The sequence below is a fragment of the Streptomyces sp. NBC_01116 genome, assembly GCF_041435495.1.
Taxonomy (GTDB): Bacteria; Actinomycetota; Actinomycetes; order Streptomycetales; family Streptomycetaceae; genus Streptomyces.
Genome location: NZ_CP108644.1, coordinates 1696488 through 1713222, shown reverse-complemented (window position 1 = coordinate 1713222; position 16735 = coordinate 1696488). Strand labels below are relative to the sequence as shown.

Here is a 16735-nt window from a genome sequence, read left to right as displayed (position 1 = left end):
GTACCTCCTCCCGGTCCTCCGGAGGCGGTACGCGGCCGGGGGCCGTCTCGCACCCCGTGGCCTCCCGCTGCCGCTCCGGTCGAAAAGTCGGCCGATCCACCGCAGAATGAGGAGGAACCGGACTTCTTGTCAGGCTGCGGGAGGGAGATCGCCGTGCGTCCCACGCGCCGCCGAACCCATCTCCTGCTGGCCGCCCCGGTGGTCGTCGCCGCACTCGCCGTGCCTCTGGGAGTCCACGCCGCCAGAGGAGCCGACTCCGGCACGCGGGCGGAGCCCCCGAAGCCCGAACCGGCCGGCTCGGAGTGCCGTACGTCCGTCGAGGGCTCCCGGGTCGTCGCCTACTGCCACAACCCCTACCCCTCCACCGACCTGGTCCGGCTGCACACCGAATGCGACCGCTGGTGGGACGTCGACGCGGACGGCACGGCGGTCGCGGTGGAGCCCGGCCGGACCGTACGCCTGGAGGACCGCTGCTGGAAGGAGATCGCCACGGCCTGGGTCAGCCACCGCCCCGCCCCTGTCTGATCCGCTGATCCGAGCGGTGCCGCGCTCTCTCCCCTTGCCGTACGCGGCCCGGCGCGCCGCCGCGGTCCGCCAGGCAGGTCGGTGCGCCGCGCCGCTACACCCGGTCCGTCAGGCAGGTCAGCGCGTGGCTCGCCGCCTCGGCCGCCGCCGTCTCCGCGTCCCCGGACCGGATCGCCTCGACCAGCCGCCCGTGGTCCATGTGGTTCTCCGGCCGCAGCTCGGGACCCACGTCGCCGCGCAGGTAGTCGCGCAGCAGGTCCCCCAGGTCGGCGTAGAGCTCGGTCAGGACGTCGTTGTGCGAGGCCGCGACCACCGCCAGGTGCAGCGTCGCGTCCGCGGCCACGAACGCCTCCGCGCTCCCCGACGCCCAGGCCTCCTCGCGGCGAGCCATCAACGTGTCCAGCTGCCGCAGATCCCGCTCGGTGCGCCGGGCCGCCGCCAGCCGGGCCGCCGACGACTCCAGCGTCGAGCGCAGCTCCGCGATGTGCCGCGGATCGGCCGCGGCGAACCTGCGGTGCATCACCCCGGCCAGCTCGCTGGTGGCGACCACATACGTGCCGGAGCCCTGCCGGATGTCCAGCAGCCCGTTGTGCGCGAGGGCCCGCACGGCCTCGCGGACGGTGTTACGGGCCACGCCCAGCTGCTCGACCAGCTCGGGTTCGGTCGGAATCCGCGAGCCGACCGGCCACTCGCCCGAGGTGATCTGATTCCTCAGCTGGGCGATCACCTGGTCGGCGAGTGCCGAACGCCGCGGAGACGTCAACGCCATGGTGCTCCTTGCTCGTGGGCCGACCCGTGGAGAGCGCCGGGTCGATGAGGGTGTCGGGGCCGGATTCTCCCAGGAAACAGGAGAACGGTCGGACGCCGGAGAGGTCGGGGGAGGGAACGGATTGGACAATCAATCATCCCATGATTCTATGATGGTCCTTATGCCGGACGACGAGACCCAGACCCCGACCCTGAACCGCGGCCCCGCCGCGCGCACCTCCCGCGAACTCCACGCCCAGCGGCTCCCCGGCGCGGGCGAGGCCCCCGCGCCCTGGCTGCTGCGCCTCATCGCCGTGGGACTCGTCCTCGCCGCACTGAACCTCCGCCCCGCCATCACCAGCCTCGGCGCCCTCCTCGAAGAGGTCCGCGACGGGCTGCACATGAGCGGGAGCGTGGCCGGGGTCCTCACCTCCGTACCACCGCTCTGCTTCGCGGTCTTCGGGGTGATGGCACCGCGTCTGGCCCGCCGCTTCGGCGCGGGCGCCGTGGTCTGCGCGGGCATGGCCGCCATCGCCGCGGGCCTGGTCATCCGCCCGTACATCGGCTCCACCGCCGGGTTCCTGGCCGCCAGCGCCCTGGCCCTGATGGGCATCGCCGTCAGCAACATCCTGATGCCGGTGATCGTCAAGCGCTGGTTCCCGGACCGCGTCGGCACCATGACCGGCCTCTACTCCATGGCCCTGGCCCTCGGCACCGCCCTGGCCGCCGCCGTCACCGTCCCGGTCACCGGGGCGCTCGGCGGAGACTGGCGGACGGGCCTGGCCGTCTGGGCCGTGCTCGCCGCCGTCGCCGTACTGCCCTGGATCGTCCTCGTACGCGACCGCACCCCCGCCCCCGGCCAGCCGGTCCCCGCCCCGGCCGCCTCCGGTGCGCCGGCCGCGGAGGCGCCGGCCCTCCGGATCACCCGCAGCCGCACCGCGTGGGCCCTCGCCTGCTTCTTCGGGCTCCAGGCGACCGCCGCCTACATCACCATGGGCTGGATGCCGCAGATCTTCCGGGACGCCGGGGTCTCCGCCGGCACGGCCGGACTCCTGCTCGCGGTCACCATGGCGATGGGCGTCCCGCTCGCCTTCGTCATCCCCCGGGTCGCCTCCCGGCTCAAGCAGCAGGGCCCCATCGTCGTCGCCCTCGGCCTGTGCGGCCTGATCGGCTACGGCGGGCTCTACCTCGCCCCCGCCGCCGGAGCCTGGGCCTGGGCCGTGCTCCTCGGGGTGGCCAACTGCGCCTTCCCCCTCGCCCTCACGATGATCGGCATGCGGGCCCGGTCCGGCGCGGGCGTGGTCCGGCTCTCCGCCTTCGCCCAGTCGACCGGCTACCTGCTCTCGATCCCCGGCCCGCTGCTCGTCGGCGTGCTCTACCAGCACAGCGGTGGCTGGGGGCTGCCGATCGCGCTGATGGCGGGCCTCATGATTCCCCAGATGGTGGCCGGGATCCTCGCGGGCCGGGACCGGACGATCGAGGACGAATGCTGAGATGCGACACTGACTCCATGCCAGTGCTCGATCCGAATCCCCAGAACGGCCAGAAGAAGCTTCTCCTCGTGTTCGGGGCGATGCTCCTCATCACCGTCGTCATCGGTGTGATCGCCACGATCGCCTCGCCCTGACGCCCGAGGACCCGCCGCCCGAGACCCTGAAGACCCCGAGGGGTGGGGCCGGCCCCCCTACCCCTAGGGGGCCAGGGTCAGGGTGAAGTGGGTGGGTCACCGGATGGGGCCCGCCGCCTCCGGTCCGTAAGTTGTCCGGTGACGACCCGATGACCTGACGGAGGCGGACATGTTGACACCGACGCACACCAGGGCCCACCGGCCGGCCGCGGACGGTGTCGAGATCCGGCTGCCCTGGTGGGCCGTCGCCCTGCCCGCCGTCGCCTTCGCCGCCCTGCTGCTGATGATCCTCAGCCCCGGACAGGCCCAGGCCGCCGCCACCGGCGACCCCGCACTCGGACGGCTGATCGAGCGGACCCTCCAGCTGCTGTCCCGGTGAGGCGAAGCAGCCCCGGACCAGCGCGCCAACTCCTCGGACGAGCACGTCAACACCCTGCGCCGGAGGCCGCGTTTCATGCGAAGCTGAGGTGTATGAGCGTCGAGACACCTCGCAGGATCGTCCTTCTCCGGCATGCCAAGGCGGAATGGTCACAGGCTTCCGATCATGAGCGCCCGCTGGCCGAGCGCGGCCGCAAGGACGCGCCCGTGGCCGGCCGCAGGCTCGCCGATTCCGGCATCGATTTCGACCTGGCCCTCTGCTCCAGCGCCGCCAGGACACGGGAGACCTGGAAGCTGGCGGTCCATGAATTCTCCCAGCGCCCCCGGACCGTCTACGAGGAGAGGCTGTACGAGGCCTCCCTCGGTGAACTGATCGCCCTGTTCAACGAGACCCCGGACGAGGTGCGCAACCTCCTGGTCATCGGCCACAACCCCGGGATGCACGGGGCCGCCGATGCCCTCTCGGGATCGGCCGAGGGCGACACCCTGGCCCGGATGACCCGGGACGGCTTCCCCACGGCCGCCTATGCCGTGGTCGAGTTCCCCGGCTCCTGGAAGAGCGTGGAACACGGAGCCGGCAAGCTCACCGAGTACTGGACGCCGAACGACTGAGCGCTGTACACGGGAAAGATCAGGGCCCCGGCACAGATCCCGTGCCGGGCCCTTCCGCGTACGGCCGTCTGGGGCCGCGTACGACCACGTGGGACGGAGACGTGTACGGCTCCGGGCCCGGCGGCCCGGGGCCGTCAGTCGACGAGACCGTCCGCCGCCTCGACCTCTTCACGGGTGATGCCGAGCAGATAGAGCACGGTGTCCAGGAACGGCACGTTCACCGCGGTGTGCGCAGCCTCGCGGACCATCGGCTTCGCGTTGAACGCGACGCCGAGCCCGGCGGTGTTCAGCATGTCGAGGTCGTTCGCCCCGTCCCCGATCGCCACCGTCTGGGCCAGCGGCACCCCCGCCTGCTCGGCGAAGCTCCGCAGCAGCCGGGCCTTGCCCGCCCGGTCCACCACGTCGCCGACGACCCGGCCGGTGAACCTGCCGTCCACCACCTCCAGGGTGTTGGCCGAGGCGAAGTCGAGGCCGAGCCGTTCCTTCAGGTCGTCGGTGACCTGGGTGAAACCGCCGGAGACGACGCCGACCTGATAGCCGAGTCGCTTGAGCGTACGGATCAGGGTGCGGGCGCCGGGGGTGAGCCGTACCTCGGTGCGGACCTTGTCCACCACCGAGGCGTCCAGACCGGCCAGCAGCGCGACCCGGGCGTGCAGCGACTGCTCGAAGTCCAGCTCGCCGCGCATCGCCTGCTCGGTCACCCGGGCGACCTCTTCCTCACAGCCCGCGTGCGCCGCGAAGAGCTCGATCACCTCGTCCTGGATCAGCGTGGAGTCGACGTCCATGACCACCAGCCGCTGGGCCCGGCGGCTCAGCCCGGCCGAGACCACCGCGACATCCACGCCGATCTCCGCGGCCTCGGTCGCCAGCGCGGTCCGCAGCCGCTCGGTCCCGGTCCCCGACACCGCGAACTCGACGGCGGTGACCGGGTACTTCGCCAGCCGGAAGATACGGTCGATGTTCCCGCCGGTCGAGGTGATGGCGGCCGCTATGGCGGCGGTCGACTCCGCGGTCAGAGGATGGCCCAGCACCGTCACATGGGAACGGCCGTCACCGCGCGGGCGGTTGTCGCCGATGCCGGAGATGATCTCGGCCTGGAGCTTCAGTGATTCGGCCCAGCTGTGCACGGTCGCCCGCAGATCGCCCTCGGTGGTCCCGCCCGCGGTGGGGGAGGTGACCAGAGCGCACAGCACGATGCGGCCCCGCGTGACGACCTGCTCGATGTCCACGACGTCGACCGCGTACGCGGCGAGGGTGTCGAAGAGGCCGGCGGTGATGCCGGGACGGTCCTTGCCGAAGATCTTGACGAGAAGCGTGGGTGCGTCGCTGCCCGGAGGAGGCCCGTCGCCGGTGCCGTCGGCCCGACGGGACTCAGGGGGCTCAGGGGGCTCAGAGGAGGAGAGGGGCTGAGGTGGCTGAGATGCGCTCATGGTGCTCCCACCGTATCGGTCCCGCCGTCTCCTCCGGCCGCCCGTCCCGAGTGCCGGACGGAATCACCCCGCTCCCGTCCGCGGAGCCCGGCGGCGCTCTCGACGGTCTCGGGCCGGAGGGCGCGGGGGCGTCGTGGATCTGGCCGGTACGGGTCTTGCGCCCGGGCGCGCCGGGTGTCTTGTATCTGCCGTTATCCCGTCGATGCGTGTTCTCTGTGCGGTAACCGGACCTTCATCCGGACTTCGTTCGTTCCCTGCCGGTTTCGCCCCCCCGGTACCGGGGCGTTCGCACAGGTCTCCGCGCGCTCTTCACCCGCCCGGCTTTCGGATCCGGGACTGCTCCTGGAATAGTTCCCCACGATGTTCAGCATCCCTAGACTCCCTGCGACGGGGGTAACACGGGGGACAACTAGTGGGGCGCGGAGTGCCGGAACTCGTACTGGAATTGAATGGCAACACCTGGACGCTCGATCCGTCCAGGTCGTACACCCTTGGCCGTGATCCGCAGGGCGACCTGGCGGTCGACGACGCCAGGGTGTCGTGGCGGCATGCCACGATCAGCTGGAGCGGCCGTAGTTGGTTCATCGAGGACCACGGCAGCACCAACGGCACCTATGTGCGGGGTCAGCGGATCCAGCAGGTGGAAATCGGCCCCGGCTCGGTGCTGCACCTGGGCAACGCCACCGACGGGCCCCGGGTGAGCCTCCGCGCCGCCGCGGGCGCCGGCGCCGCCGCCGGGCACGCGGTCGGCGCTCAGCAGGCACCCGTGCAGCAGCAGCCCCATCAGCAGCCGCAGGGTGGCGGCGCGGGCTGGCCCGGCCAGCAGGCGGCCGCGCACCAGGCCCCCGCCCAGCACCAGGCCCCTGCCCAGCAGCCCCACCAGCAGCAGGCCTGGCAGCAGCAGCCACAGGCGCCGCAGCAGCAGGTCCCGCAGCAGCAGCCCTCGCACCAGAAGGTGCCGCACCAGCAGGGCCCCGGACATCCGGCCGGACCGGGACAGGGCGGTGCCGCGGGGGCGCCGCCGGTCTACGGCGACCGGAGCCCGACCACGTTCCACCAGCTGGCCCTCGGCCGGGTCATGCGCATCGGTCGTGCGCTGGAGAACGAGCTGGTCGTCTCCGACCTCCAGGTCTCCCGCCACCACGCCGAGTTCCACGCGACGCCCGACGGCCGCTTCGAGATCCGCGACCTCGGCTCGCACAACGGCACGTACGTCAACGGTCTGCCGCTCCACAAGTCGGGCTCCGCGCTCATCGGCGCGAACGACATCGTCGGCGTCGGCCACTCGACGTTCCGGCTGGTCGGCGACCGGCTGGAAGAGTTCGTCGACACCGGTGAGGTCTCCTTCTCCGCCCGCCACCTCACGGTGACGGTCGACGGAGGGAAGCAGATCCTCAAGGACGTCTCCTTCGGCGTCCCCGAGAAGTCGCTGATCGCGGTCATCGGCCCGTCCGGTTCCGGAAAGTCCACCCTGCTCAAGGCGCTCACCGGCTACCGGCCCGCCAACCAGGGTGACGTCCTCTACGACAACCGGAACCTGTACAAGCAGTTCGCCGAGCTGCGCCAGCGCATCGGTCTGGTCCCGCAGGACGACATCCTGCACAAGGAGCTGACCGTGACCAAGGCCCTGAAGTACGCGGCCAAACTGCGCTTCCCCGCGGACACCACCGAGGCCGAGCGCCAGTCCCGGATCACCGAGGTCCTCGCCGAGCTCAAGCTCGACATCCACAAGGACAAGAAGATCACCTCGCTCTCCGGTGGCCAGCGCAAGCGCGTCTCGGTCGCCCTGGAGCTGCTCACCAAGCCCTCGCTGATCTTCCTGGACGAGCCGACCTCCGGCCTCGACCCGGGCATGGACCGCGACGTCATGCAGTTGCTGCGCGGCCTCGCCGACGACGGCCGCACCGTGCTCGTCGTCACGCACTCGGTCGCCGAGCTGGCGATCTGCGACAAACTCCTCGTGATGGCCCCCGGCGGTTCCGTCGCCTACTTCGGCCCGCCGGAGGAAGCGCTGAACTTCTTCGGCTACACCAGCTGGGCCGACGTCTTCTCCGCCTTCGAGAACTACCGCGACTACGACTGGGCGGGCCGCTGGCGCGGGTCGCAGCACTACCAGATGTACGCCGCCGACATCGACGCGGTCGCGGCCCAGCCGGTCAGCATGCCGCCCCCGCAGCAGATGCGCCCGCCGAAGCCGCAGGGCTGGATGGCGCAGCTGTGGACGCTGATCCGGAGATACTCCTCCGTCATCGCGTCCGACAAGGGCTTCATGGGCCTCATGCTGATCCTGCCCGCCGTGCTGGGCGTGGTCAGCGTGGTCATCCCGGCGGAATTCGGTCTCGCCGAGCCCGACCCGCCGTCCCGGTTCAACGGCAAGGCCGGAACGATCATGCTGATCCTCGCGGTCGGCATGTGCTTCTCCGGCGCCGCCAACTCCGTACGCGAGCTGATCAAGGAACGGGTCATCTACGAACGGGAGCGGGCCACCGGCCTGTCCCGCTCCGCCTACCTGATGTCCAAGGTGATCGTCCTCGGTGTGATCACCGCCTTCCAGGGCGTGATCATCTGCGGCATCGGCTTCGCCACCCGCGATCTTCCCGCGGAGGGCCTGATCATGCCGCCGGCCGTCGAGATCTGCCTCTCGATCATCGCGCTGGGCTTCACCTCGATGATGTTCGGCCTGGTCATCTCCTCGCTGGTGAAGACCGCCGAGAAGACCATGCCGCTGCTGGTCATGTTCGCGATCATCCAGGTCGTCTTCACCGGCGTGCTCTTCCAGGTGTACGGGTCGCCCGGCCTGGAGCAGTTCGCCTGGCTGATGCCGTCCCGCTGGGCGATGGCCGCGGCCGGCACCACGCTGGACCTGGCGCACCTGATGCCGCCGTGGGACCCGAAGAACCCCACCGACCTCGACCCGCTGTGGGAGCACACGGCGAGCCAGTGGGGCATCAACATCGCCGTGCTGCTCGCGCTGGGCGTGATCTGCGGCATCGCGGTCGCGCGCCTGCTGCGCCGCCACGAGCCCGAGGTCATGCGCAAGTAGGGACCCGCCGGTACGCGACGACGCCGGAGGCCGGCACCCCGAGGGGTGCCGGCCTCCGGCGTGTGTACGGCTGGGCTCAGTACGCGCTGTCGACGTTGTCCATGGTGCCGTAGCGGTCGGCCGCGTAGTTGCAGGCGGCGACGATGTTGGCGACCGGGTCGTACAGGTCCTTCTTGGTGCCCGCCACGTGGTAGCGGTCGAAGGTCGGCTGGATCACCTGGAGCAGGCCCTTGGAGGGGATGCCGTTCTGGGCGTTGATGTCCCAGTTGTTGATGGCCCAGCGGTTACCGCTGGACTCGCGGATGATGTTGCGGTGGATCCCCTCGTAGGAGCCGGGGATGCCTTCCTTCTTCATGATCGCCATGGCCTCGCGGATCCAGCCGTCCAGGTTGTTCGCGTAGACGGGCTTGCGCGGGGTGGAGCGGTTCGCGGCCTCGGTGCCGCGCTTCTTCGCGTCCTCCTTGGCCTTGGCGGCCTTGTCCTTCGCGTCGTCGGCGGCCTTCGCCTTCGCCTTGGCGTCCGCGGCGGCCTTGGCCTTCGCCTCGGACGCGGCCTTCGCCTTCGCGGCGGCGGCCTTGGTCTCGGCGGCGGCCTTCGCCTTGGCGGCGTCGGCGGCCTTCACCAGCTGCTCGGCGGTGGAGTGCTGCTCGAGCATGCTGTTCTGCACGGTCTTGGCCTGGGCGGAGCCCGCGGCGTTGGTGAACGCCACCGGCGCGGCGGCAGCCGCTGCCTGCGGGGCGATCTCGGCCTCGGCGTTCGACGGGACGAGCGAGAAGGTCAGGGCGGCGACGCCCAGGGCCGACACACCGGCCACGGAGATCTTCTGGACCTTGTTCAGACGACGGACACGGCTGGGTATGCGAGTCGCAGACATGTAGGGCTACCTCTTCGAATGCTCAGGGTGTCCTCACGGAGGACGAGACCGGAGGCGGTGATGCGTACCTCCGTCGGGGACGAGAGCAATTCTTAGCGGCAGCAAAATGCTGTGGCAAAGGTGTGACGTACGAAGCTGAGTAGTGGAACAGGGTCCTGTTCGTCCGAATTGACCCCTGCCCATGCCTGCTCAAATCGCCCTTATGTGCCCACTAGGTACGTTCGTAAGTGACGTAGACCCTATGCCTGGGCTCACATCGGCGACGTAACGGTCTCACCACTCGTTGCTGGAGCAATTCGGAGCGTCACGTTCCTCGTCCGGCAGGATGAGGTGGACGTCCCCGAACTCATGCCAGAGGTAGCGCTCGCGCAGCGCCGCCTCGTACCCATGGCGCAGCGCCTCGCGCCCCGCCACCGCCTCCAGCATCAGCAGATGCGAGGCCTCCGGCTCGTGCAGCCCGGTCAGCAGCCCGTCGACCACCCGCACGCCCCGCCGCGGCGTCACCACCAGATCCGTCCACCCCCCGGCCGGCCGGACCACCCCGTCGTCCCCGGCCGCCGACTCCAGCGCCCGTACGGCCGTCGTCCCCACCGCGATCACCCGCCCGCCCGCCGCACGGTCCCCGCCCCGCGCCGCCCGCACCGCGTTCACCAGCCACGCCGTCGCCGCCGGCACCGCGAACCGCTCCGGGTACGGCGGTTCGTGCGCCTCCGCCGAAGCCACCCCCGTATGCAGGGACAGCGGAGCGAACAGCACCCCCCGACGCACCAGCTCCGCCACCAGCGCGACCGTGAAGGGGCGCGCGGCACTCGGCATCTCCGCCGAGCCGCTCCCGTCGGGCGAGGGTGCCGCGAACACCGTCCGATACGCCGACAGCGGCTGATCCCGCTCCGTGTACCCGTACCGGATCGGCCGCCCGTACCGCCGCAACAGCTCCGGCACCTGCTCCGGAGCCCGCGCCCACCACAGCCGGGCCCCCGCCGCGGGCCCCAGCGGCTCCTCCAGCACCAGGGCCCGTCCGCCGGGCAGCCGCACCACCGCGCCCGCGGGGCCGCCCGGGCGAGGCCCGGTGACCCCCGCCCCGCCGGGGGCCCGCAGCTCCACCGCCCACCGCCCGTCGGCACCCCGCGTCGAGAAGTGCACGACGACCCGTTCCCCGCCCACCCGCCCGTTCACGGCGGCGGGCAGCGTCAGGGACGTGTTCACCACCAGCACGTCCCCGGCCCGCAACTGCCCGGGCAGCTCCCGGAACGCATGGTGCGACACCGCGCACCCGCGCGACACGAGCAGCCGTACGTCGTCACGCCCCGAACCCCGCTGCTCGGCCGGAACCCGGGCCGACAGCGCGGCGGGCACCCGCCACGCCACCGGGCCCCCCGGCCCGCCGCCCCCGGCCCACAGCCGCGCGGCCCCGTCGGCCGGGCCCCCGTCCGGGCCGGGTGCGGCCGCGCCCACCCCGTCCGGGACCGGCGCGGCAGCCCTCACCCCTCCTCCCCGGCACCGCTCCCGCGCGCTCACCGCGGGCCCCCGCCCTGCCCGGCCGGTCCGCCCCGCCCCTCCAGCAGGGCCGGAGCGGCGAACCGCCCGCTGGCCGGCCGCTCCCGCACCAGCCGCAGGAAGGCGGGCGCCACGCTCTCCGGCGTCGGCCGCGCCTCGTCCGCCTCCTCCGGGACCGCCGCGGCGTACAGGTCCGTCGCCATGTCACCCGGGTCGACGGCCCAGACCCGCAGCCCCGGCTCCTCCTCGCCCAGCACCGCCGCCAGCTGGTCCAGCGCCGCCTTCGACGCCCCGTAACCGCCCCACGTCGGGTACGGCTCCGCCGCCGCGTCCGAACTGATCACCACCACCGCCCCCGCCGGAGCGGCTCGCAGCGACGGCAACGCCTCCTGTACGAGACCGAGCGCCGCCACCACATTCGTCTCCAGCGCCCGCCGCAGCCCCTCCAGCGGCTGCGCGTCCAGCCGGACCAGCGGTTCCGCGCCCAGGACGCTCGCGTTGCTCACCAGCAGGTCGAGACCGCCCAGCGCCCCGGCGGCCGCCACCAGGTCCGCCCGGTGCGCCGCGTCCGTGACGTCCCCCGGCACCGCCACCACCCGCGTCGCGAACCGCCCGCGCAGCTCTTGCGCCGTGTCCTCCAGCACCTCGGCGGTCCGGGCGTCCAGCACCAGGTCCCACCCCTGCCCGGCCAGCGCCGCCGCCAACGCGCGCCCCAGTCCCTTCGAACCACCCGTGATCATCGCGACCGGCATGGTGACCGTCCCCTTCGCACCCTCGGCGTCCGCCGGGAAGCCCCGGCGAATCCACCGTAGGAAGCCCCGGCCGCACCGCGCCTCGCCCGGGAGCCGCAGGCGCCCCCGGTACTTCGGCGTAGGTCCCTGGCAGTCCTACGACCTCCGGCCGAGGGCCCGTCGCCCGGACCTAGGCCCCCCGCGCACCGACCACCGACCGCGGCCCGATACGACCGCGCGGCCCCCGCCGGTACGGTGATCCCATGAGCCATCGCCCACCGTCGGGCCTCGCCGCGGTGAGTGCCGCGCTTCTCGCCATGAGCCGGCACCTCGAAGTGGGCGACGTCCTCAAGACGATCGTCGCCTCCGCCCGCGAACTGCTCGACGCCCAGTACGCGGCCCTCGGCGTCCCGGACGACCACGGCGGCTTCGCCCAGTTCGTGGTCGACGGCGTCAGCGACGAACAGTGGAAGGCCATCGGCCCGCTGCCCCGCCAGCACGGCATCCTCGCCGCGATGCTCCACCAGGCGAAGCCCGAACGGCTCGCCGACGTCCGCAAGGACCCCCGCTTCGAGGGCTGGCCCGACGCCCACCCCGACATGTCCGACTTCCTCGGTCTGCCCATCACGGACGGCGACGAGATCATCGGAGCGCTGTTCCTCGCCAACAAGCTGTGCCCCAAGCCCGAGGGCGGCTGCGGCTTCACCGCCGAGGACGAGGAACTGCTCCAGATCCTCGCCCAGCACGCCGCCATCGCGCTCACCAACGCCCGCCTCTACGAGCGCAGCCGCGAGCTGACCATCGCCGAGGAACGCTCCCGGCTGGCCCACGAACTGCACGACGCGGTCAGCCAGAAGCTGTTCTCGCTCCGCCTCACCGCCCAGGCCGCCACCGCGCTCGTCGACCGCGACCCGGCCCGCGCCAAGGGGGAGCTCCAGCAGGTCGCCGCCCTCGCCGCCGAGGCGGTCGACGAGCTGCGGGCCGCCGTCGTGGAGCTGCGGCCCGCCGCACTCGACGAGGACGGGCTCATCGCCACCCTCCGCACCCAGATCCAGGTCCTGGACCGGGCGCACGCCGCCGAGGTCGCCTTCGAGAGCTGCGGAGTGCGCGCGCTGCCCGCGGCCCAGGAGGAAGCGCTCCTCCGGGTCGCGCAGGAGGCCCTCCACAACGCCCTGCGCCACTCCGGTGCGGAGCGTGTGAGCGTCAGCCTCGCCCGGCGCGGCGCCGACACCGTCCTGCGCGTCACCGACGACGGGAGCGGCTTCGACCCCACCGCCGTCCGGCGGGCGGGGCGCCACCTCGGCCTCGTCTCCATGCGCCACCGGGCGAACAGTGTCGGCGGCCGGCTCACCGTTGCCTCGGAGCCCGGCAAGGGCGCCACGATCGAGATGGAGGTCCCCGGTGGCTGACAAGATCATCAGGGTGCTGCTGGTCGACGACCACCAGGTGGTCCGCCGCGGGCTGCGTACGTTCCTGGAGGTCCAGGAGGACATAGAGGTCGTCGGTGAGGCGTCCGACGGCGCCGAGGGCGTGGCCCGGACCGAGGAGCTCCGCCCCGACGTCGTACTGATGGACATCAAGATGCCCGGCACCGACGGCATCGAGGCCCTGCGCCGCCTCCGGGAGCTCGACAACCCCGCCAAGGTCCTCATCGTCACCAGCTTCACCGAACAGCGCACGGTGGTCCCCGCCCTGCGCGCGGGAGCCTCCGGCTACGTCTACAAGGACGTCGACCCGGACGCTCTGGCCGGGGCGATCCGCTCGGTGCACGCCGGACACGTCCTGCTCCAGCCGGAGGTCGCGGGAGCGCTGCTGGCCCAGGACGACGCGGGCACCGGCACGGGCCGGGGGAGCACGCTCACCGAGCGGGAACGCGAAGTGCTCGGACTCATCGCGGACGGGCGTTCGAACCGTGAGATCGCGCGTGCGTTCGTCCTGTCGGAGAAGACGGTCAAGACGCACGTGTCGAACATCCTGATGAAGCTCGACGTCGCCGACCGGACCCAGGCGGCGCTGTGGGCGGTACGCAACGGGGCGGCGGGCTGACGTCCCCGCGGCCGGGTTCCCTTCCGGACCGAGATTCATACTGTCGGGTGTATGTCACCCGAACGGCGCATCCTCACGGGCCGCACGGCGTTCTCCAGGGCGTGCTGCGACGGCTTGTCGCAGCCTCTCTAGGAGGATCCTGAAGTGAAGAACCTGAAGAAGGCCGCCGCCGTCACCATGATCGCGGGCGGGCTCATCGCCGCCGGCGCCGGAGCCGCCTCCGCCACCGGCCACAGCGGCGCCGACGCCCACGGCGTGGCCACCCACTCCCCGGGCGTCGCCAGCGGCAACCTCGTGCAGGTTCCCGTCGCCGTCCCGGTGAACGTGGTCGGCAACACGGTGAACGTGGTGGGCCTGCTCAACCCGGCCTTCGGCAACCTCGGCCTCAACCACTGACCCAAGCCCCTCCCGAAAGCCGGACGCCCCTGCATCCCCCAAGGGCCCGTCCGGCTTTCGCCGTCCCACTCCAGCCGGCCCGGAACACCACTCCGGCCGCCCCGACACCCCACTCCAGCGGGCGCCGCGCACCACTCCAGCTGCCCCGGAACACCACTCCAGCGGGCCCCGGCACCTCACTCCGGCTGCCCCGGCACTCCACTCCAGCGGGCGCCGCGCACCACTCCAGCCGCTCGGGAACACCACTCCAGCGGGCCTCCCGCACCACTCCAGCCCGTCCGGCGCTTGAGGACGGAACCCTCGTGACGGAGTCCCCGAGCGCAAAGGGCGGCACGCACAGGGGCCCCCGAATCAGCCCGCCCGGCGCTTGAGGGCGGAACCCCGAGCCGCCCCGAGCCGGGGGCCCCGAGGCCAGGACGACCCGCCCGAGGGGCCCGAACCAGCCCGTCCGGCGCTTGAGGACAAGGGCCCGCGGCCCTACCGCCGAACCTCCCCGCCCTCCACATACGCGTTGTACGCCGCCACCAGAGCCCGCCGAGCCACCCGCTCCACCGGCCGCAACGCCTCCCCCCGCGCCGCGATCTCCGACGCGCTCACCGCACCGCCGTGCCCGTTCTCGTACGCCACCGAGACCAGCAGCCCCACCCGCTGCGCCATCTCCAGCACCCGCACCGCCCGCGGCGGATACCCGGGCGCCAGCACATCGCGCCCCCGCTCCACCCGCGCCCGGTACGCGTCCACCGCGGCCTCCGCCACCGGCCCGGAACCGGCCACGTCCAGCCGCGACAGCACCGCCGTCGCGTCCCGCAACGCCTCCGCCAGCTCCCGCTCCGCCTCGCCCAGCGACGGCACGTCCGCGGGCGGTGCCTCCCGCACCGGCAGCACCCGCCACACCACCTCCACATGCAGATCACCGGCCGGCCCCGCCTCGGTGACCTCAGGCACCAGCCCGTACGGCACCCCGTACGCGACCACCGCCTCCTGTGCCTCCAGCGCCCGCGCGTTGAAATCGGGCGGCCCGCTCAGCCCCAGCGGATGCCCCGGAACCGGCAACGCGACCCGGAACCCGGTCGCCCCCAACCCCCTCAGCCGGCCGAGCGCCAGCGTGAGCCCGACCGGCCCCGCCTCACCCGGCAGTCCGTCGACGCGGTGCACCGCGTCCTCCCCGACAATCGCGAGGGCCGCCTCGTCCGGCGAGACGAGTCCCGCCAGAAGCGCGTTTCCCCAAGCGGCCAACAACCCTGAACGTGGTTCGACAAGCATGCCGACAGCCTAGGGAACGGCCCTCACGCCTGAAGCACTCGCGCGGTGGCGTAGGTTTTCCCTGGGAGCCGTGCCCACCGGCACGCGACGATCGACGAGACTGCATGGGGAGACAACGCGCCATGAGCGATGTACTGGAGCTGGTGGACGTATCCGTGGTCCGCGACGGACGCGCTCTGGTGGACGATGTCTCCTGGTCGGTCAAGGAGGGGGAGCGCTGGGTCATCCTGGGCCCCAACGGCGCCGGCAAGACGACCCTCCTCAACCTCGCCTCCAGCTACCTTTTCCCGAGCACGGGAACGGCCACCATCCTCGGCGAACAGCTCGGCGGCATCGGCACCGACGTCTTCGAGCTCCGCCCCCGGATCGGCATGGCGGGCGTGGCGATGGCCGACAAGCTGCCCAAGCGCCAGACGGTGCTGCAGACGGTCCTCACCGCCGCGTACGGCATGACCGCCACCTGGCACGAGAGCTACGAGGCCGTCGACGAGGAGCGCGCCCGCGCCTTCCTCGACCGCCTCGGCATGACCGAGTACCTGGACCGCAGGTTCGGCACGCTCTCCGAAGGAGAGCGCAAGCGCACGCTGATCGCCCGCGCCATGATGACCGACCCCGAACTGCTGCTCCTGGACGAGCCCGCCGCCGGGCTCGACCTCGGCGGGCGCGAGGACCTCGTACGCCGCCTCGGCCGCCTCGCCCGCGACCCCTTCGCCCCCTCCATGATCATGGTCACCCACCATGTCGAGGAGATCGCGCCCGGGTTCACCCACGTCCTGATGATCCGCCAGGGCAAGATCCTCGCGGCCGGCCCCATGGAGACCGAGCTCAGCTCCCGCAACCTCTCCCTCTGCTTCGGCCTGCCGCTCATCGTCGAGCACACCGGCGACCGCTACACCGCCCACGGCCTCCCGCTCTCCTGACCCCGGCCCGGCCGCGTACGGCCCTCTCCACCGGGCGCAAACGGGCCTTCGAGCCGCGATCGGCGGGCCGTGCACCGTAGTTGACCACCCGTGCGCCCTGTCGGTGACGCACCGACAGTCCTACGATGACCATGTGGACATCGACGCATGGGTGTGGTGGCTGATCGGCGCTGTGGGACTGGGCATCCCCCTCGTCCTGACCGCGATGCCCGAATTCGGGATGTTCGCCGTCGGGGCGGTGGCCGCATCGGCCGTCGCCGCCCTGGGCGGCGGAATCGTCGCCCAGGTTCTGGTCTTCGTCCTGGTCTCGATCGCGCTGATCGCCGTCGTGCGCCCGATCGCCGCCAGACACCGGACCGGACAGACCGGGCACGCCAGCGGCATCGACGCCCTGAGGGGACGTCAAGCGGTCGTGCTGGAACGGGTATCGGCCTCCGACGGCCGCATCAAGCTCGCCGGTGAGGTCTGGTCGGCCCGCACACTCGACGCCGACCAGGTCTTCGAACCCGGCAGCCAGGTCGATGTCGTGGACATCGACGGCGCGACGGCCGTCGTCATGTGACCGAAGCGTGCACGGGGCGGGCCCAGGTCTGCCAGACTCGAAGTCGATCATGTCGATCATCGTGAGAACCTGGACCGGCCCCGC

General features: G+C 72.1%; 17 protein-coding genes. 11 read left to right on the top strand and 6 right to left on the bottom strand.

Going from position 1 to position 16735, the window contains the following annotated elements:
- Positions 1–153 precede the first annotated feature (153 nt).
- A complete protein-coding gene (locus OG245_RS07370) occupies positions 154–525 on the top strand; it encodes a hypothetical protein (protein WP_371622731.1) in 372 nt (123 codons plus the stop codon).
- Positions 526–619: 94 nt separating this feature from the next.
- Here the strand turns inward: OG245_RS07370 and OG245_RS07365 are convergent, their stop codons facing one another.
- Positions 620–1294 (bottom strand): FadR/GntR family transcriptional regulator, encoded by a 675-nt coding sequence (locus OG245_RS07365; RefSeq protein WP_371622730.1) that lies wholly within the window; start codon positions 1292–1294, stop codon positions 620–622.
- A gap of 160 nt (positions 1295–1454) precedes the next feature.
- Here OG245_RS07365 and OG245_RS07360 point away from each other — a divergent pair, with 160 nt between their 5' ends.
- The 4 genes from OG245_RS07360 to OG245_RS07345 all read left to right on the top strand — a co-directional run bounded on the left by OG245_RS07360 (position 1455) and on the right by OG245_RS07345 (position 3889).
- Positions 1455–2765, top strand: a complete 1311-nt coding sequence (locus OG245_RS07360) for a CynX/NimT family MFS transporter (RefSeq protein WP_371622729.1) — start codon at positions 1455–1457, stop codon at positions 2763–2765.
- Positions 2766–2782: 17 nt separating this feature from the next.
- Positions 2783–2899 carry an SGM_5486 family transporter-associated protein gene (locus OG245_RS07355; RefSeq protein ID WP_007446146.1) on the top strand — a complete coding sequence of 39 codons (117 nt, stop codon included), beginning with the start codon at positions 2783–2785 and terminating at the stop codon, positions 2897–2899.
- Positions 2900–3068: 169 nt separating this feature from the next.
- Positions 3069–3278 (top strand): hypothetical protein, encoded by a 210-nt coding sequence (locus tag OG245_RS07350; protein ID WP_371622728.1) that lies wholly within the window; start codon positions 3069–3071, stop codon positions 3276–3278.
- 92 nt (positions 3279–3370) lie between these two features.
- The gene (locus tag OG245_RS07345; RefSeq protein WP_361867725.1) at positions 3371–3889 is read left to right on the top strand and encodes a histidine phosphatase family protein; all 519 of its coding nucleotides are present in this window, start codon (positions 3371–3373) and stop codon (positions 3887–3889) included.
- 134 nt (positions 3890–4023) lie between these two features.
- On the opposite strand, the gene serB is transcribed toward OG245_RS07345, so the two are convergent.
- Positions 4024–5319: a phosphoserine phosphatase SerB gene (gene serB, locus OG245_RS07340; RefSeq protein WP_371622727.1), complete on the bottom strand. Its 1296-nt coding sequence runs from the start codon at positions 5317–5319 to the stop codon at positions 4024–4026.
- Positions 5320–5731: 412 nt separating this feature from the next.
- Between serB and OG245_RS07335 the strand changes: the two genes are divergently transcribed.
- A complete protein-coding gene (locus OG245_RS07335) occupies positions 5732–8362 on the top strand; it encodes an FHA domain-containing protein (RefSeq protein WP_371622726.1) in 2631 nt (876 codons plus the stop codon).
- Between the two features lie 76 nt (positions 8363–8438).
- Here OG245_RS07335 and OG245_RS07330 read toward each other — a convergent pair whose 3' ends face one another.
- The 3 genes from OG245_RS07330 to OG245_RS07320 all read right to left on the bottom strand — a co-directional run bounded on the left by OG245_RS07330 (position 8439) and on the right by OG245_RS07320 (position 11485).
- Positions 8439–9236 (bottom strand): transglycosylase SLT domain-containing protein, encoded by a 798-nt coding sequence (locus OG245_RS07330; RefSeq protein ID WP_371622725.1) that lies wholly within the window; start codon positions 9234–9236, stop codon positions 8439–8441.
- A 273-nt stretch (positions 9237–9509) separates the two neighbouring features.
- Positions 9510–10637: an S-adenosylmethionine:tRNA ribosyltransferase-isomerase gene (locus OG245_RS07325; protein ID WP_371627830.1), complete on the bottom strand. Its 1128-nt coding sequence runs from the start codon at positions 10635–10637 to the stop codon at positions 9510–9512.
- Positions 10638–10750: 113 nt separating this feature from the next.
- Positions 10751–11485, bottom strand: a complete 735-nt coding sequence (locus tag OG245_RS07320; RefSeq protein ID WP_371622724.1) for an SDR family NAD(P)-dependent oxidoreductase — start codon at positions 11483–11485, stop codon at positions 10751–10753.
- A 242-nt stretch (positions 11486–11727) separates the two neighbouring features.
- Between OG245_RS07320 and OG245_RS07315 the strand changes: the two genes are divergently transcribed.
- The 3 genes from OG245_RS07315 (at position 11728) to OG245_RS07305 (ending at position 13906) form a co-directional block, all read left to right on the top strand.
- A complete protein-coding gene (locus OG245_RS07315; protein ID WP_371622723.1) occupies positions 11728–12873 on the top strand; it encodes a GAF domain-containing sensor histidine kinase in 1146 nt (381 codons plus the stop codon).
- Complete coding sequence (locus tag OG245_RS07310; protein WP_371622722.1) at positions 12866–13510, top strand: response regulator; 645 nt, start codon at positions 12866–12868, stop codon at positions 13508–13510. Before OG245_RS07315 ends, OG245_RS07310 begins: the two co-directional genes overlap by 8 nt.
- 144 nt (positions 13511–13654) lie before the next feature.
- A complete protein-coding gene (locus OG245_RS07305) occupies positions 13655–13906 on the top strand; it encodes a chaplin family protein (protein WP_371622721.1) in 252 nt (83 codons plus the stop codon).
- A gap of 477 nt (positions 13907–14383) precedes the next feature.
- On the opposite strand, the gene OG245_RS07300 is transcribed toward OG245_RS07305, so the two are convergent.
- The gene (locus tag OG245_RS07300; RefSeq protein ID WP_371622720.1) at positions 14384–15169 is read right to left on the bottom strand and encodes a hypothetical protein; all 786 of its coding nucleotides are present in this window, start codon (positions 15167–15169) and stop codon (positions 14384–14386) included.
- Between the two features lie 122 nt (positions 15170–15291).
- Here OG245_RS07300 and OG245_RS07295 point away from each other — a divergent pair, with 122 nt between their 5' ends.
- Positions 15292–16089, top strand: a complete 798-nt coding sequence (locus OG245_RS07295) for an ABC transporter ATP-binding protein (protein ID WP_371622719.1) — start codon at positions 15292–15294, stop codon at positions 16087–16089.
- Positions 16090–16222: 133 nt separating this feature from the next.
- A complete protein-coding gene (locus tag OG245_RS07290; RefSeq protein ID WP_371622718.1) occupies positions 16223–16651 on the top strand; it encodes an NfeD family protein in 429 nt (142 codons plus the stop codon).
- Positions 16652–16735: the final 84 nt, after the last annotated feature.

Bases quoted from the DNA above. Each gene is read 5' to 3' on its own strand.
- OG245_RS07365 (WP_371622730.1), bottom strand. From the start codon at position 1,294: ATGGCGTTGACGTCTCCGCGGCGTTCGGCACTCGCCGACCAGGTGATC.
- OG245_RS07360 (WP_371622729.1), top strand. From the start codon at position 1,455: ATGCCGGACGACGAGACCCAGACCCCGACCCTGAACCGCGGCCCCGCC.
- OG245_RS07355 (WP_007446146.1), top strand. From the start codon at position 2,783: ATGCCAGTGCTCGATCCGAATCCCCAGAACGGCCAGAAGAAGCTTCTC.
- OG245_RS07350 (WP_371622728.1), top strand. From the start codon at position 3,069: ATGTTGACACCGACGCACACCAGGGCCCACCGGCCGGCCGCGGACGGT.
- OG245_RS07345 (WP_361867725.1), top strand. From the start codon at position 3,371: ATGAGCGTCGAGACACCTCGCAGGATCGTCCTTCTCCGGCATGCCAAG.
- serB (WP_371622727.1), bottom strand. From the start codon at position 5,319: ATGAGCGCATCTCAGCCACCTCAGCCCCTCTCCTCCTCTGAGCCCCCT.
- OG245_RS07330 (WP_371622725.1), bottom strand. From the start codon at position 9,236: ATGTCTGCGACTCGCATACCCAGCCGTGTCCGTCGTCTGAACAAGGTC.
- OG245_RS07320 (WP_371622724.1), bottom strand. From the start codon at position 11,485: ATGCCGGTCGCGATGATCACGGGTGGTTCGAAGGGACTGGGGCGCGCG.
- OG245_RS07315 (WP_371622723.1), top strand. From the start codon at position 11,728: ATGAGCCATCGCCCACCGTCGGGCCTCGCCGCGGTGAGTGCCGCGCTT.
- OG245_RS07300 (WP_371622720.1), bottom strand. From the start codon at position 15,169: ATGCTTGTCGAACCACGTTCAGGGTTGTTGGCCGCTTGGGGAAACGCG.
- OG245_RS07295 (WP_371622719.1), top strand. From the start codon at position 15,292: ATGAGCGATGTACTGGAGCTGGTGGACGTATCCGTGGTCCGCGACGGA.